This window comes from Candidatus Finniella inopinata, assembly GCF_004210305.1.
Classification (GTDB): domain Bacteria; phylum Pseudomonadota; class Alphaproteobacteria; order Paracaedibacterales; family CAIULA01; genus Finniella; species Finniella inopinata_A.
This window is the reverse complement of record NZ_SCFB01000006.1, coordinates 1-15,653: the sequence shown is the minus strand read 5'-3', so window position 1 is coordinate 15,653 and position 15,653 is coordinate 1. Positions and strand designations below refer to the sequence as shown.

The window sequence follows — 15,653 nt, the reverse complement described above, 5'->3', positions numbered from 1 at the left end:
TAATAATTATGAAGTTTTTTGGTTGAAGCCGCAACAAATGGTTTGATTCTCTTCAAGCAATTCGCCTTAAAACGCCTGCCCCACACTTAAATAAATTTGAAACGGGGCGTCAATTCTTTTGCCAGATGTGTCTTTCCGTCTTTCCATGGGAACAGCGATGTCGGCACGAATTGGGCCCAGGGGGCTGTAGTAGCGAAAACCCACTCCCGCCCCCCACAAGGCCCCTTTTGAAAGGCTTGGTATCCGGTCCGTTTCGACAGAGCACCCCTCTACAAAGGTTACAAACCCCGTGGTCTCAGTTGTTCTAAAGCGAAGTTCTGTTCCAACCTCAATCAAAGAACGTCCACCCTCTGGGATACTTTGACCGTCAAGAGGGCCGGCTAATTGGTAACCATATCCTCGAACAGAGCCGCTGCCACCAGCATAGAACCGTTTATTGGGGGGAATGGCCTGCAGGGGTTGGTTGAAGATGCTGCCCCCTTTGACAAAACTTGCCCAAACAAAACGGCTTTCGCCAATTTCGTTGGTGGCAAAGGGCAGGTAAGCAGACAACGCTGTTGAGCCAACAACCATTCCATTTTTATTTCCCATACGACCATAATAAGGCGTCACCTTTAATTCTGCCTTCATACCGCGGGTTGGATCTAACAGGTCATCGGTAAAGTCAGCCTTCAATTCCCCTGGAATCCCCAATAACCGGGTCCGATAAATGACCGTTTGACGTTTGATACGTCCACCCTCAACCTCTAATCCAATTGCTCCTTTAAAATGGTCATTAAAGGGATGCTGAAGACTGGACCCTACGCTATAGGTTCTGCCAGTGTAGGCGCGCGTTATCTCACGCAATAAAAACGCCGTATTTTTCAAGGTTTGAAGGGGTTTTCCAAAATCGGGAATATCATACGATAGCTTGGCTTTCGTTTCGCGTTTAGATGATTGGAACGAAGCCCCCAGTTGCTGGCCGTGCCTGGCCAGGTTGTTGTGATACCAAAATAAATGGCCTCCTATTCCTTCGGATGTTGAGAACTTTGCCCCCACACCAACGGCCCGCGCCGCGCCTTCAGACGTTTTGACAAGCATCGTCAAAGGCTGATATCCATCTTTTGGATTCCCCTTTTTTTCAGGGGTGATGGTCACACTGGACAACAATCCCGTTTCCAAAAGCTTTCGGCGGGTTTTGTCAACTTTTCCTTGATCGAAAACCTCCCCTTCTTTCCAGATGACTCGATTTTGGATGTAACTCTCCTCTAGGTTATTTAACCCGTCAATATGGGTGGACTCTATGCGGGCCAGGGCCTGGGGATTGATCGTATAAATAACTTCTACGGTTTGTTTGGCATCATCAACCCTGCCTTCAGGCTCCTCAACGTCAGCAAAAGGGTAGCCCATCGTTTGCAGATACTTTTTCAGCCGTTGGGTGCCTTTTAAAACTTTTTCTAAATCCACAATATCCCCCATCTTGGTTTGGGTTATGTCCTCCAAAGCGGCTGTGGTCAGCATCGATATAATTTGGGGTTGTCCAGGGCTTTCCACCTTAATTGACCCAAGCCTATAACGGAGGCCGGGGGTCACTTTGATGGTCACTTGAAAGGGGTCTTTTTTATCATCAATATGGAATTCAATTTTCCCCTTAAAGTAGCCAATGGAAGCCAGACCTTTTTTAAAAGAATCTTGATCCATTTTGCAACGCTTGATCAACCCCGCCAAAGAAATTGGTGGACGATGCTCTAATTTCATCAAAATGGATGCCTTCTCCAGAATGGCCTTAATCTCGCCATCGATGGGGTCGGCCCACAAGGTTTGATAACCAATCCCTTGCGTGTGCACGTCCAGGGCCTGAACATCACCGCCAAAGTTTTCATCAAACCAGCGACAGCCAGTCAGCAGAAGTCCTAACGCCAAAGTGATAAGAACCAGAAAAAGTTGTTGCACGTATTGGAATGCTCTTAAAAACCTGATCCTTAAATCTAGAAGGGTTGAGGCGACTTACAAAGCAGAAAGTTTGATAGGGGTAAATAAAATGGCAACCTAGACGTTCCATGGCTTCCCGTTGTACCCACGACTCATTTACTATATGAATGAATGCGTCTTTATTTATTCAGAACGCAATACTATAAATTCATTGACAAATTGTTTGATCTTACATTACTTTCTAAACATTAAATTACAGGAGTATAAAAATGAAGACATTTAAAATATTGGCCATGGGACTATTCTTTGGTCTGCCCCAGATTTACGAAGCTGCAGCATCCTGCGCTGCAGAACCATCTGCCACGCAAGAAGACTATAACCGTTACTGTGCAGGGGTTTTGTCTAGAACTTATAGGGCAATGAATGAAAACAACAATTTTTCAGTAAAGCCCTCCACTCAATCAGCTTATTGGGAAACAAAAACGCTTCTTGGAAACCCATTCATTGTGAAAAAAAGAGGTATTCCTTTATCGGCAGCCCTTGCGGATTTAACCAAAAAGGAATCGAAAACAGAATTTGAATGTATGACCGCACAACAAATTGGCTTTTGGAATGTTTTATCATCAGCCACATTAGATAATTCCATCACGGAGCTTGAAAGGGATGAAAGTTTTTTCCTTCCCCTGATTAGCAGTCCAGGTTTATCACCGTTCGAAGCTTATGCGAGTGCAAGGGGGTTTTGGTTCAGGGAAGGCACGTTTAATGTGGGCCCTCATCCAGTTGACATGCAGGAGGAATGGTCAAAGATTCAAGCATTTAAATCGAACCTTACTAAATTAGAACTTCTTTTGGACTGTGTTGACCCAGTGCAGCAAGACGAAAACTCTCTGCCCTATCAGACTGTATTGGGGGGAACTATTTACCTGCCAAATGTGGAGGGAATAACCGGCCCAGCAAGGGGAGAAAATCTTGTCTGCGTTGATGATAAGGCAGGGTTACATTACGGGTATGGTCCTTTTTTCAAAGATGGCCCAAAAACATTGTCTGCAATTGGGAAAGAACTCGAAACGTATGCAAGAACACAAGATTCGACAGGGTATTTTAAGAAAATGATCGCTCCTCTGCAGACATTAAAAGCAGAAGGAAAGATTCAGAAAATGAAAGACGGGACTCATCCCCTTCAATATCATATTATAAGGGAAGCATGCTGCTATTTCAAAATGCCAGAAGGTTGGAAGGCGCCATCATAATTTAATTTTCAACTACCAAGGGCTCCTCGTCACGACAAAGGCCCTTGGTATGCATTAATATTAGTTCCACGGTTGCATCTTTTGTATAAGTTCAGGCACTTTGAGACTCAGGCAGCATCTTTGAGCAGGATGTTATGAACATATTGCATAGGTGTTAATCCTTTCAAGTTAGAATGTGGCCTGTAGGTATTATATTTTTAAGAGCGTTGTTGAGTTCAATCTTCATGGCTCCGATAAAATCGGCTAAGAGGTTAGAGTTTGCATAGAATTCTTCTCTGAAGATTCTGTTTCCTCGCTCGACTCCCCCGTTGTAGGTTGGCCTGCTGGGAGGTAAGACGATAAGAGGGATGCCAAGTTCAGCGCAGGCATCCTCGAACTCAGCCATGAATTCGGATCCTCCATCGACTTGAATAGAGTGGATTTTGAAAGGGGCGATTTCAACCAGATCCAACAGGAATTTCTTGGCAGAGGAGCTTTTGGCATGGCCATAGATTTTTCCCTTCCATGCTCCTCCTCAACACAAAGTAAAAGCTTCAGCGAAGCCATGTTTTATAAAGAGAAAAATGTGCTGGGGGGTCAATAAACTTGGCGGTTGACATAACGACGGCGCTTCCTTAAATAACGTGCGAACACTGATGCCCAAAATGTCCGATGCCTCTTCGCAGCTTAATTCATGGCGACTGTGCCGGTCATATATGTCGGTAAACCTCCTCTTTAACGTCTCTTGTTTTAAAGTCGTTTTTTTCATAGTCACCTCCTCCTTTTTCCTGGAGAGAATAAATAAAACTTAAAATCGAACAAATAACTTGTTATATAGATTTAGATTGAAAAGAATAACTGTTAACCCTATATCAACGATTGATGTCTTAGAATGGCATGTGTGAAGGACGAAATGATTTAAAGGGGTATGAAAGATGAAGTGGCTTGTTAAAGTATCTGTGGCGTTGGTTTTGTGGTGTATAGGATGCGGTACATCGTTCATCTCGGCGGTGGAGGTGTCTGCCGGCGGTGTTGATGATTTAACAGGAAAACTTATAGGGAATCTGACCCGTCTGCACGGGGGGTCGGCTCTTAATACGCCATCTGGGCTCACCAATAATGCAGCAAGTTTGATTGCAGGGCTTATTCAAGTACAGCAGTCATCCCCAGCCACATTGGAAAAGCTATTTAATAACTCAACTCTTCACGATCAGTTTGGGTTTGAACATAAGCCTGAGTTTGCCTCATGGGCAGCATTTTGTCGCCTGCATAATTTAAAAGAACTGACGAACTCTCAGGCTGTGGGGGAATTGGTTGCTCTTTTGTTTGAAACTAAGGAAGAACTTATAAGGGTTTTAATGCAGAAAGGAGAGGATCTTACCTCCGACCAGCCTTATTTCACCATAGCTATCCTGTTGGGTGATGCAGCGGAAAAAATTGTCAGAGGATGCTGGGGCATTGATGAAAAAACGCCAGCAGAGCAGGGCCTTGCTCAGCGGATTCTAGATGGCTATAAAAAGTCTGTTGAAGACAAAAAATCCTTTGGTCACCCCTTACAAAATACAAATAAACATTCTAAATTTTTCCTGTTAAAAGCCAAGGCCACTTTGTTGTTTTGGAACAGATACATCAAAGTATCTCTTCCCCTCATAACATGGATGCCAAGCGCCAAACCTTTTTCCAACAAATGGGCCTAATACAGGATCGTTCGTCTTCTTCAAGCTCGTCTCCATCTGCATCATCTTCATCGGTTGCAGATAGTCTATATCAAATGGCCAAACAGCCAAACAAGACACTGCGGGAATTCTTAAACGGGCAATCTTCAGATTCAGGGACAATTTATGAGACTCTTTTAGAGGTTATGACTAAAGCCCAAGAGATAATGAAAGAGGCAGAGAAAAAGGCTGGAGATAATTCTGAAGAAGGACGACGACGCGCTGTTAATCAAACAATTAATTTTATAAGATCAAATGTGAACAAAATTGATCATCAAATCACGCAAACCAGTGCGGATATAAAGAAGTTAGAAGGCGATCTGGAAACGTTGGAAGCAAGATCAAAGTGCCCTGCACCCCAAAAACTGGACACAAAGTTAAGAGAGTTTTTTAGCTCCTGAGTGTTGTATAAAAGACAGCAACTGAAGGAAATAAAAAATGGGAAAGATCCGCCAACAACACAGCGGCAAAACGAAATTAGAAGCAGCGATTGCGATGATCAGTGGCAAGAGCCCCGTATCAGAACTTTCACAAAAATATGGCGTTCATCAAAGCGTTCTCCAGAGGTGGAAGAATGAGCTTTTGGATGGTGGGCCTGAGATTTTCAGCCGTCGCAAAAAACCTAAAGAAAATGGCCCCACAGTTGACGATCTTCAACGCAAGATTGGCCAGCTCACCATGGACTTAGATTTTCTAAAAAAAGCGTTGGGGAAATGAGCGTTAGAGAGAAGCGCTCCATTATTTCCCCGGACCAAGGCCTGACAATTCAAAGACAATGCGACCTTCTAGGGCTTCACCGTTCAAGCTATTACTATGCCGAAAAGGAAGATGAATCTTACACTGAGATTATGAACGAAATCATGGACATATGGAGGGAACACCCCTTTTTTGGCTATAGGAGAATCACCGGCTGGCTTTTGGATCGGGGAATACGCATCAACCACAAGTGCGCCCTGCGATTGATGAAACTTATGGGATTGCGGTCCATATTACCCAAACCCCGGACAAACACCTCCATCGCAAATCGTGAAAATGCTGTCAGACCGTATCTTTTGAAGGAGCTTGTGATTGATCACAAAAACCAAGTCTGGGCCACGGATATCACCTACATCAAGCTCCCCGGCGGCATGGTCTATTTATTTGCCTTGATCGATTGGCACACACGATTTGTTGTGGGCTGGAAGTTGGCCAACACAATGGAAGCAAGTCATGGGATTGAAGTTTTAGAGGAGGCCATAAAACGTCACGGATCGCCGGAGATTGTGAACTCGGATCAAGGCAGCCAATTCACAGGGGAAGCTTGGATCCTAGCGGCAGAAGCCCATGGGATCAAGGTGAGTCATGATGGCGTGGGGCGCTGCATTGATAACATTCGGATTGAACGGTTGTGGTGGTCCATTAAGTATGAACATATCCATCTTTACTGCCATCAAACCATGTGGGAGCTCGAAAAGGGCTTGGAGCACTATTTGATCTTTTACAATACGAAACGCCGCCATCAGGGGATCAAGAACAAACGTCCGGCTGATTTATATCTGGTGGGGGAGATCAAAGAGGCTGCCTAATATGGCGGGGCCCTGCCCCACACCCCGGAATATTTAAAGCATGCTTAAAGGTGAGCTTGAAGGAAGGGGGTCACCGAAGCAACCCTTCCCTTAACCATGCACGGCCATCGGCTTTCCAGCCTGTTCCGTGGGAGAAAAATAGCATCGTCCCGTGGATTGATAAAGGGAATTTGTTGGAAAAGTGAAGGGGAAAATTAGGGGAGTCAAAAAAGAAAAAAAGTACTGGACGGAGAAAAATGCCCGTGGTAACAATCATCAAAACTCAGGGACGGAAACTCTCTTAAATAGTCCTCAATTATGTCCAGTCCAAAGGGTGCACCGCAAAGTTAGCTTTTTTTATAACTGACTTAATCTATGTTCCAAATACTAAGGATTTTCAGGAAGGCAAGATTATTAAACTTAATCACAATATGATCAACCAGTTGGAATCATACCTTCTTCTCGGTACCGTGTACGCATCTGCACTCTCTATATTATACACGAACAGACAATTAACCAAAGTTGAAATAGATGTAATTTTTGCTCAGTACACAAAAATCCTCTGGAGAGATTTAGGTTTGAGCAAACCAGCATCGGAGTCATTCGGATACTGTGATCCGGGGACTCAGGAAGGATTGGTGAATTTTTTAAATAAGGAATACAGACCGCAATTATTTGAAAAGCAAGAGCTTTTAAAAGAACAACAAACTCAAAAAGATCGCTTACAAAGCCAGTTTAACAACGAGCAACAGAATCTAAAATTAATTTCTATGACTGCTGAGGAGCAAGCAAAACTTGCCAGTGAAGTGGATAAATTAACGAAATTTTATGAAGCTGTGAAAAAAGCTAAGGTGGCAGCACAAAATTGGTCTAATGGCAAAGGCCCAAAATTTGAAAAAGACACCAAGGAAATTCTCATGCCATACAAAAACCTTTTCTAAAAAATCTTATGTAATTTACGTGAAGTCTGCAGTTGCATCTTTACGCTTGCAAAAGTTAAGCATTTTGTTAAGCTGGACGAACTTCGATGGGGCATAGCCAAGCGGTAAGGCAGCGGTTTTTGGTACCGCCACCCTAGGTTCGAATCCTAGTGCCCCAGCCATCTTCTCTTCTGAACAGAAGGTCATCCCTTTATGCGTTTATCCCAATACTTTCTGCCAACTTTGAAAGAAACCCCTTCAGAGGCCCAAATTGCCTCGCACAGGTTGATGTTAAGGGCTGGCATGATTAACCAAACGACATCTGGAATTTACACCTGGCTGCCTTTGGGGCTAAAAGTTTTACAAAAAATAGAAAACATTGTTGCTGAGGAACAAAACCGAATTGGATGCCACCGCGTCTTGATGCCAACTTTGCAGCCGGCCAGCCTGTGGCAAGAAAGCGGCCGTTACGAGGCGTATGGCAAAGAGATGCTGCGTTTTAAAGATCGCCATGATCGCGAGATGCTGTATAGCCCGACAAATGAAGAGGTGATCACCGATATCGTTCGCCAATACGTTAAAAGCTATCGGGCCCTGCCCCAAATTCTGTACCAAATTGGTTGGAAATTTCGTGATGAAATCAGGCCCCGTTTTGGCGTCATGCGTGGGCGCGAATTCTTCATGAAAGATGGCTATTCCTTTGACATTGATTATGAGGGGGCGAAGGCTTCTTACGAGAAAATATTCCAAAGTTATTTAACAACATTCCGCCGCTTAGGCTTGACGGCCATTCCGGTCCAGGCGGACTCGGGCGCCATTGGCGGTAACCTAAGCCATGAATTTCAAATTGTGGCTCCCACCGGTGAAAGCACCATTTATTATGACGAAGACTATGATCAGTTAAGCGATCAGGATATGACGTTAGAACGTTTGCGAAATATGTATGCAGCGGCTGATGAAAAGCATGACCCCTTCCAATGCCCCATTCCTCAGGAACGTCTAAAGACAGCCCGCGGCATTGAAGTTGGCCACATCTTTTATTTCGGCACCAAATATTCCAAGGCCATGAATTTGACGGTTCAGGGGCCGAAAGGCGAACTGATTATTCCCGAAATGGGGTCTTATGGTATTGGTGTTTCTCGTTTAGTTGGCGCCATCATTGAGGCCAGCCACGATGACAACGGCATTATCTGGCCCGATTCCGTAACGCCGTTTCACGTGGGACTGATCAGCGCCAAAGCGGATGATGCGCAGGTAGAAGCAGCAGCCACAGCCTTGTATCAACAGCTTGCCACGCGCGGCTTTGACGTTTTGTATGATGACCGGTCAGAACGAATAGGCGTTAAGTTCGCCGATATGGATTTGATCGGCCTGCCATGGCAAATTGTGGTTGGCAATAAAACCATTGAGCATAATACGGTGGAGCTGAAAAACCGCAGAACCGGTGAACGCCAAGATTTATCCATTGAGGCCTGTTTGACTTATTTGCAGAAGCATATAGACGTTTAACTGGGATGAAAATTAAGGTAATAGTTTTTTTACTATTTTTGCCAATATATGCCTCAGTCGCTGGTACAAAAAATACAATTATGGTTACCGCTGCCACGGGGGAACTTGGCCAAGCGATCTGTGAACAGCTTGCGTTTAAAGGGAATAATTTAGTCATTGCAGGAAGAAATCCTGAAAAAATAGAGGCCCTGAAAAAATCCTTGAATTCAAAATATAAAGAAATTCAGGTGCAAAGCATACACATCGACTTCTCAGACACCAAGACTATTGAAGATGCCGCAAAGATAGTCTCACAAAATTCACTTAAGGGTATCGTCCTTATTGGTCCACGACCTTTGCTAAGTAGAGAGGGCATTCCAGATAAAGGCAAATGGGCGAAAGTTTTTGAAGAAACCTTCATCGCCCCACTTGAAGTCGTTAGATCGTTTCAGCCTCATCTTCAAAATAATGGCAGCATTGTTATTATTTCGGGGAACTCTTCCAAGAATTACCTGCCAAGTTATCCCAACACCAACGTCATACGTCTGGCGTGGACAGGGGAAATTAAAAACCTTATGCACTTTTTTGGAGAAAGGAAGATTCGCGTTAATGCCATTTCACCAGGTGTGATACTGACGAACCATCATATAGAAAGGATAACAGCAAAGGCTGCGTCCAACAAAGTTACCTTTGAAGAACAACTTGCCAAAGATACAGCGGCCATACCCCTAAAATCTTATGGAAAACCAGACGATGTGGGAAATTTAGTGTCGTTTTTGTTGTCGACTAAATCTGACCATTTAAATGGGACAAACATTGTGCTGGATGGCGGCGAATCAAATGCTTATTAGGTTTTTGCCTCATCACCAGCTTCCAACCCGATGAAAATTCGTCTATGGTGACAAAGCGTTTTGCCACCTTAACAAGGAATTTTTAAGATTATGATCTTCTCCCTCTTTGAAAGGTCAATCGCTTACCGATATTTACGCTCTGCCCGGCAAGAGGGGTTTGTCTCTGTCATCGCTGGCTTTTCATTTGTTGGCATTGCTTTGGGCGTTGCCACCCTCATCATCGTGATGTCCGTCATGAATGGATTTCGCCAAGAATTGTTTGATCGAATCACCGGCATGCGGGGGCATTTGTTGGTGCAAGGGATCGATAAGCCCATCACAAATTATCAAGAAGCCACGCAGATGATTCTGCAAATTCCGGGGGTGAAAAGCGTTTATCCCTTGATAGACCGCCAAGCGATCGTCATGTTTCACTCACAAGCCCGGGGCATAGCAATTCAGGGTTTGACGCAAGATGACCTTTATCAAAAAACTCTTGTCTCGACGAATATCAAATATGGAACCCTGGCTGGGTTTGAGGGGGATAAAATTCTGGTAGGCGCGCGCCTTGCAGAACAACTGCACCTTAAGGTGGGCGATCGACTGTTGATCATGGTGCCAGAGGGAACGGCAACGGCTTTTGGTACGCTGCCAAAACAAAAATCATTTCAGGTGCAAGGGATCTTTGAGGTGGGCATGCATGATTATGACAAAAACATCTTATTTATGCCCCTGGAACTAGCCCAGAGTCTGTTCAAACTGACCGGCCAGGTTAGCCATATTGAGATTTTTATTTCTCACCCGGAAACAGCCCCCTATCTGGCCGAAACTTTAAACCAGGTATTGGAGAAAACTTGGCCTGGTCTTTTGCAAGCTGTTGACTGGCAACACAGTGATGCGCAAATTTTTCACGCGGTGCAGGTTGAACGGAACGTGATGTTCCTGATTCTGACACTTATTATTGTGATTGCGGCCTTTAATATTATTTCCAGCCTGATCATGTTGGTCAAAGACAAAACCCGTGATATTGCCATCTTAAGAACCATGGGCGCCAGCCGGGGGTCCTTGATGCGGATTTTTTTGTTAACCGGCTCAACAATCGGGACTGTTGGCACGCTGGTGGGGGTCGTTTTGGGATTAGGGTTCGCGCTTAATATCGAGAGAATTAGGCAGGTTCTGCAAGGCCTTATCGGGACCGAGCTGTTCAGTGCCGAGATTTATTTCCTATCGCAACTGCCAGCCAGGGTTGACCCGACGGAGGTCATTTATATCGTCCTGATGGCTCTGATACTGTCATTCCTGGCCACGGTCTACCCCGCATGGCGCGCAGCGCGCCTTGATCCCGTTGAGGGTTTGCGGTTTTAATATTCCTAAGTGCCATCTGCGATTGAAAGACCTGCTTATACCCGCTTTTCCTGCGCAGAAACACCGTTAGCATATTGAAGAGAAATACACAGAAAAACTCATTGAAAAGGTTGTCTATGTATACTACTTACGGGAAAGCTAATTAACCATTTTTATGGTCGAACAGTGAAAAATATACTTAAATTACTTTTAGTGTTGGGGCTGCTTTTAAGGGCGGGGCATGCCTCTGCTGCGCCTGAAGATGATCGTGATTTAGCAGCAAGTCGTTCCAGTAGTTTCCTGACGTCGTCAACGCCTACTCTTCCTAATGGGAAAAGTCTTGAAGAATGGAAGACGGCTATTGAAAAGATCGAAGAGATTGTAGCTGATCGAATGGGTTACAATGGAACCCTTCTTGCTTTTATGAAACGAAAAGATCTAAGTGTTGAAGCCAGGCTTGAAGTTTACCGTGGAGTCGTGGGAGGTTTACCTAAAGGAAACAACCCCTTAGATAGTGCGGTTAGCAGTATCGAGGCCGACCTAAAGATTTACGACGTAACTCATGATCAATTTATGCGGCAAATTAAGGTTTACACATCTCTGGTTGAAAGCGGCCGATCAATAACGTCTTTTAAGATCGTAGAGGTTCTGGATGAATTATATATGGGTCTTTATGGAAAGTATTTAACAGAAGAAAACGCTCAAAAAAAATTTATAGATTTTCATAAGAAATCTAAAAAAGTGAGTATACATACTAAACTTGAATGTATAAGTAATCAAAAAATAGCGGGAGAGCTTTTATATTTAGAGGGGATCTTACACGCATTGGCTTCTTTTGTTGATAAGGTGACTATCGACGTACATGCGAAATATTATAGAGAAGTGGCTACAGCAGACGGAACAATAATTGGGGCCTACAAGATAGAACGTGAAATTTTAGAGAAAATTTTTGCTAGAAGAGATGAACTTCAAGGAAAACGGATTGTCGTGCATGCCCTCTCAAATAACCCCGTTGATGTGGAAGCTGCAAACAGAAGCCTTAAAGAACATATAAATAGCATAAATGAAAATTTAAATAATGCGCAACTCGCATATGATAATCTGATATTAATAGATAAAGAGCTCCGTACAACAAAAGAAAAAGTAACCCAAGAATCAATGGGGGATAAAAGACAGCAACTTATAAAAAATCTCAAAGAGTTTGAAAAATGCCTTACAACTGCCGAAAATTTAATAGGTATGCTTGAGAAGCGCACGTTAAAAATCAGTAAAAAAAAGAAAGATAGTAATACGGTATCTGGGTCAGCCGCCGCCGCTCCAGCGACTAGGGCCAATCATGCAGGCTTCAGCGATCATTCTTTGACGCAAACAGATATGCAATCCTCTTTTCCTGTCAATTCTTCTTCGTCTTCTAGCTCTTCATCAACTCCAAGCTCTTCTGCCTCCTCCTTTGGAAGAGAAATGATTGATAAAGAAAAGCGAAGATATGACCAAGCCACAGAACAACATATCTATGGAAAAAAGAGGGAGCCAAAATCAGGTGCAGATCTTGAGAAATTGACAAAAGAGGTCAATTTATTTAAGGCTGTTGCTGAGGACAACCACACAAAACAGAATATCAGATATGAAGAAATGCTAACCCTTGTTCGAAGGATGGGTGGAGACGTTTTCCCATTTGGTAAGAAGGGAGGGTCTCATCGTCGGATTGAGATCCCCCATGTAAATAATGGGAAAATTATCACGTGTGGAACTTACGAACCACACGGAGGGGAAGGATATCCTCTGTGGCTGGATTTTTCTATGAACGCTATCACCAGGGCCATGGCTTAATTTTGAGAATCGAGTAGGCGGGGCTCTTCACTATTCCGTCTCTTCTTTAACCAAAGCCTGCGCATTCTTTAAAAGTTTGTTGATGTATTCAACAACCGTATCATTATAGTTGAACAAGGACCCCAACCTACGCCCAGCATACACATGTTCTAGAGTCAGCGTCTTTGTCTTAACGCGCTGATAAAAACGATCATTTTTAAACCGCAGCAACTCTGTCAGTAATTTTGGGTTAAGAACCACGTGATTTGGTGACTCCATATTAAGATTTGCGGCGTCATTTTTTTTCAAGCTTTTCTTAAGTTGCCCTTGCAACTCTTGTAGCTCTGTCTGCAGTTCTTTTAATTTCTTCTCCCTACTCTTGCCCGGCAAAGGTTCCGTCCGTTCTTTCTCCTCAAGGAAATGAATTTGGGAGGTAAGCTTATCCTGTTTGTCCATGTTTTCATCAATATTCATTTCCTGGTTGCTTTTCTCTAGTTGACGTTTTGCTACTCGTTGAACGATGTCTTCCAAGCTGTGCCTTTCTGGATTAAGCAGATAAGACTCAGTCAAATCTGTGAAAATCGTACTTGCCGCGGCCACTGCTGCGAGGGCAAAAGGCGTTCCAGCCCCCATACTTGCACCAGAAAGCGCTGCGCCCCCTGCTGCAACGCCGCTGTTCACAATGATCTTGACGGCAACATTCAGAACTTTTCTTTCTTTGCTCTGAGTCTCAAGGCCGGCCGTGTGGAAACACAACCGGAAAAGCTCGCGCAAACTCTGTATATCGTCTCGGACAGCCAGTTCTAGATCCGCGTTTGTTGATGGCAATGGCAGGTTTGTGATCGAAGCGAGCTTTTCATTTTCAAACACTTCCAGCAATCGGATTTGACTATCTGGCTTCTCGGATACCTCTGGAATGACTTTAAATTGGATCCATTTCGACTGTTTCTTTCCGATGTTTTTCACCAATTGGCCTACCACGGTTCCAAATATCGCAAACGCGGTTTCAGAAGCGATACCAGCTCCTTTGAAGGTCGTCTCAATCTTTCCTATTTCTTTCTCTTTTAAAAACTCCGCAATTGATTCCACTTTTTCCTTATCAATGAATGCATCTTTTGCAATGTCCAAACCTGCAGAGACCGTCGTGGACACATGATCAATCATCGCATCGGAAACTTTCTCCAGATCCTCAATGATCTTGCTCTCTTCATCTTCATCCTCATCCTCGTCATCCTTCTCGACAATAGACGCTTTCTGGGCAACAACCCATTCGCGATAAGCGTTGATGGCTTCAACAACGTTTTTTGATGCCTTAACAACCGACTCGTGCGGTCCTGAGAGTTTTTCTAAGGGATTGATGAACATCGCCAGGATCGCCATTGCGTACCGATGTTGCGGCCCGATCACCTCTGGTAGATCGGCATCATTCCGAAGCAGAAGAGTCAAAATTTTATCGATACTTTCCGCCCCATCCGAAAGGATCTCCTGGTCCTCGTCACTGAGCTTCAGGTCCACCTTCATTGAATCTATGGCATGCGTCAAAAAGGACTTAAAGACCAATTTATCCTTAAAAAAGCCCCCAAGCAGAAACCGTGCTGGATGTTTCTTCGGTAAATCAGTTAGACCGTCTGATTTAACAGATATCAAAAGGTTATCGAAGACCTCACGACAGTTGCCCAGAAGTTTTTTTTCGTCTTCGTTTTGCGAGACAAGTATTTTTCCAGGTTCTATCTCTTTTTCCAGTTCGTCCTGAAGGGGTTCCAACGTTTCAATCATGGTCCGAAGAAACGCTGAAAGACTTAGAAAGACCTGTTGGACATCAGATACTGCAGGGGCGGCAGCGGGAATACCGAGATCTTCCGGGACATTAAGGGCAAACGACGGATTTTTTGAGATAGATTCGAAAAACGTGGCAATTTCTTCTAAAGCCTTTGGATCATAGGGTACACGTTTCATGCCTGACTCATAATCTGTCCCAATGCATGCGAACAAGTCTGCCAAGTCATTAAAATATCTTTGACAGTTTTCCTTGTCACTGTCTTCCACAGTTTCTGGCAAAATATCCATGAGGCATTCCACGATAGAACGTTCTGTTTTAGCCGCCTTCTTAACAGCTGCATCGCCTGCGTAACTCACAGCAAGGCTGATCGGAGCATTCAAGAAGTCGCCAACAACAGGTATTGATTTGATCCCACCTGAAATTGCTCCTTTGACGATCGTTTTGCCTACACCAGCCAGATCTTCTCTATTATCCTCGAACCACTTAGCCACCTTGTTATGATGGTTAACCGCCTGCGCCGTCCGGCTTCTTAAAAAATCGTAAAACCCCCCGCGAAAAGCAGCAATGAACTTGCTTAGCTGTTGATTGATTTCAAAGAAGGTTGGTTCAGCTGTCAGCTCCTTTTTCTCGGCATGCGGTAAGGGAGGGGCTGACGGGTGGTGGGGCGCACTTCTACTCTCCGACGCAAAACAAGCATCACTTTTTAGAATTTCGACCAACCCTGTGCCACAAAAGCAGAGAGTTGACATCACGATACTTATTTTCCGCAGTCTCACGCCCTATCTCCTCATTATAATTTCCCCTCTAAGACAGAGGAGGCAATATAAACAGAATAGGGCATTTTCTTTAAAAAAAAGTTAATCTGAGCAAGGCTCATAAGGGTTTGACCTTAGGCCATCAAGAAGATCCTAAGGTCAAACAGCTTACAACTGTAATTAAACCCATCCACCAATAATCTATAAAAGTACCAGGCATTAGGTGGGGGGATCGAATCTCCTCGTTCTATTGCGTATTCCGGCGAAAATCGAATAGTGATTCCGGTCTAAACCGAACGGCAATTCCGGCTCAATTCGAATGGTGATT

At 44.2% G+C, this 15,653-nt stretch carries 13 protein-coding genes, 1 tRNA gene and 1 pseudogene; 11 read left to right on the top strand and 4 right to left on the bottom strand.

Translation table 11 applies throughout. The features are described 5' to 3' along the window. Window positions 1-66: 66 nt before the first annotated feature. Entirely contained in the window at window positions 67-1,932 is a 1,866-nt protein-coding gene (locus EQU50_RS05060; RefSeq protein WP_130154059.1) for an autotransporter assembly complex protein TamA, read from the bottom strand. Window positions 1,933-2,180: 248 nt separating this feature from the next. Here EQU50_RS05060 and EQU50_RS05055 point away from each other — a divergent pair, with 248 nt between their 5' ends. Continuing rightward, a complete protein-coding gene (locus tag EQU50_RS05055; protein ID WP_130154058.1) occupies window positions 2,181-3,161 on the top strand; it encodes a hypothetical protein in 981 nt (326 codons plus the stop codon). Window positions 3,162-3,268: 107 nt separating this feature from the next. Here the strand turns inward: EQU50_RS05055 and EQU50_RS05050 are convergent. Both EQU50_RS05050 and EQU50_RS05045 read right to left on the bottom strand, forming a co-directional pair. Continuing rightward, window positions 3,269-3,636 (bottom strand): annotated as a pseudogene (locus EQU50_RS05050) (integrase core domain-containing protein); the annotation flags it as partial. Window positions 3,637-3,675: 39 nt separating this feature from the next. Continuing rightward, on the bottom strand, window positions 3,676-3,909 hold the full coding sequence (locus EQU50_RS05045; RefSeq protein WP_130154057.1) for a hypothetical protein: 234 nt from the start codon (window positions 3,907-3,909) through the stop codon (window positions 3,676-3,678). A 166-nt stretch (window positions 3,910-4,075) separates the two neighbouring features. On the opposite strand from EQU50_RS05045, the gene EQU50_RS05040 reads away from it, so the two are divergent. The 10 genes from EQU50_RS05040 to EQU50_RS04995 all read left to right on the top strand — a co-directional run bounded on the left by EQU50_RS05040 (window position 4,076) and on the right by EQU50_RS04995 (window position 12,811). Next, on the top strand, window positions 4,076-4,837 hold the full coding sequence (locus tag EQU50_RS05040) for a hypothetical protein (protein ID WP_130154056.1): 762 nt from the start codon (window positions 4,076-4,078) through the stop codon (window positions 4,835-4,837). Continuing rightward, window positions 4,828-5,256 carry a hypothetical protein gene (locus EQU50_RS05035; protein WP_165380345.1) on the top strand — a complete coding sequence of 143 codons (429 nt, stop codon included), beginning with the start codon at window positions 4,828-4,830 and terminating at the stop codon, window positions 5,254-5,256. The genes EQU50_RS05040 and EQU50_RS05035 overlap by 10 nt, the downstream gene beginning before the upstream one ends. 37 nt (window positions 5,257-5,293) lie before the next feature. Continuing rightward, window positions 5,294-5,572, top strand: a complete 279-nt coding sequence (locus EQU50_RS05030) for a helix-turn-helix domain-containing protein (RefSeq protein WP_130153492.1) — start codon at window positions 5,294-5,296, stop codon at window positions 5,570-5,572. Continuing rightward, window positions 5,569-6,420: an IS3 family transposase gene (locus EQU50_RS05025; RefSeq protein WP_130153610.1), complete on the top strand. Its 852-nt coding sequence runs from the start codon at window positions 5,569-5,571 to the stop codon at window positions 6,418-6,420. The genes EQU50_RS05030 and EQU50_RS05025 overlap by 4 nt, the downstream gene beginning before the upstream one ends. Before the next feature lie 557 nt (window positions 6,421-6,977). After that, window positions 6,978-7,340 (top strand): hypothetical protein, encoded by a 363-nt coding sequence (locus EQU50_RS05020; protein ID WP_130154054.1) that lies wholly within the window; start codon window positions 6,978-6,980, stop codon window positions 7,338-7,340. Between the two features lie 87 nt (window positions 7,341-7,427). Continuing rightward, window positions 7,428-7,501, top strand: a tRNA-Gln gene (locus EQU50_RS05015). A 31-nt stretch (window positions 7,502-7,532) separates the two neighbouring features. After that, a complete protein-coding gene (gene proS, locus EQU50_RS05010) occupies window positions 7,533-8,828 on the top strand; it encodes a proline--tRNA ligase (protein WP_130154053.1) in 1,296 nt (431 codons plus the stop codon). Window positions 8,829-8,833: 5 nt separating this feature from the next. Beyond that, window positions 8,834-9,658: an SDR family oxidoreductase gene (locus tag EQU50_RS05005; RefSeq protein ID WP_130154052.1), complete on the top strand. Its 825-nt coding sequence runs from the start codon at window positions 8,834-8,836 to the stop codon at window positions 9,656-9,658. 90 nt (window positions 9,659-9,748) lie between these two features. Beyond that, window positions 9,749-11,002 (top strand): lipoprotein-releasing ABC transporter permease subunit, encoded by a 1,254-nt coding sequence (locus EQU50_RS05000; RefSeq protein WP_130154051.1) that lies wholly within the window; start codon window positions 9,749-9,751, stop codon window positions 11,000-11,002. A 165-nt stretch (window positions 11,003-11,167) separates the two neighbouring features. Further along, the gene (locus EQU50_RS04995) at window positions 11,168-12,811 is read left to right on the top strand and encodes a hypothetical protein (protein ID WP_130154050.1); all 1,644 of its coding nucleotides are present in this window, start codon (window positions 11,168-11,170) and stop codon (window positions 12,809-12,811) included. A gap of 30 nt (window positions 12,812-12,841) precedes the next feature. Here EQU50_RS04995 and EQU50_RS04990 read toward each other — a convergent pair whose 3' ends face one another. Then, on the bottom strand, window positions 12,842-15,322 hold the full coding sequence (locus EQU50_RS04990) for a hypothetical protein (protein WP_165380344.1): 2,481 nt from the start codon (window positions 15,320-15,322) through the stop codon (window positions 12,842-12,844). Between the last annotated feature and the right edge of the window lie 331 nt (window positions 15,323-15,653).

Coding starts and splice junctions, on each gene's coding strand:
- EQU50_RS05055 (WP_130154058.1), top strand. CDS start 2,181: ATGAAGACATTTAAAATATTGGCCATGGGACTATTCTTTGGTCTGCCC.
- EQU50_RS05045 (WP_130154057.1), bottom strand. CDS start 3,909: ATGAAAAAAACGACTTTAAAACAAGAGACGTTAAAGAGGAGGTTTACC.
- EQU50_RS05040 (WP_130154056.1), top strand. CDS start 4,076: ATGAAGTGGCTTGTTAAAGTATCTGTGGCGTTGGTTTTGTGGTGTATA.
- EQU50_RS05035 (WP_165380345.1), top strand. CDS start 4,828: ATGGGCCTAATACAGGATCGTTCGTCTTCTTCAAGCTCGTCTCCATCT.
- EQU50_RS05030 (WP_130153492.1), top strand. CDS start 5,294: ATGGGAAAGATCCGCCAACAACACAGCGGCAAAACGAAATTAGAAGCA.
- EQU50_RS05025 (WP_130153610.1), top strand. CDS start 5,569: ATGAGCGTTAGAGAGAAGCGCTCCATTATTTCCCCGGACCAAGGCCTG.
- proS (WP_130154053.1), top strand. CDS start 7,533: ATGCGTTTATCCCAATACTTTCTGCCAACTTTGAAAGAAACCCCTTCA.
- EQU50_RS05005 (WP_130154052.1), top strand. CDS start 8,834: ATGAAAATTAAGGTAATAGTTTTTTTACTATTTTTGCCAATATATGCC.
- EQU50_RS05000 (WP_130154051.1), top strand. CDS start 9,749: ATGATCTTCTCCCTCTTTGAAAGGTCAATCGCTTACCGATATTTACGC.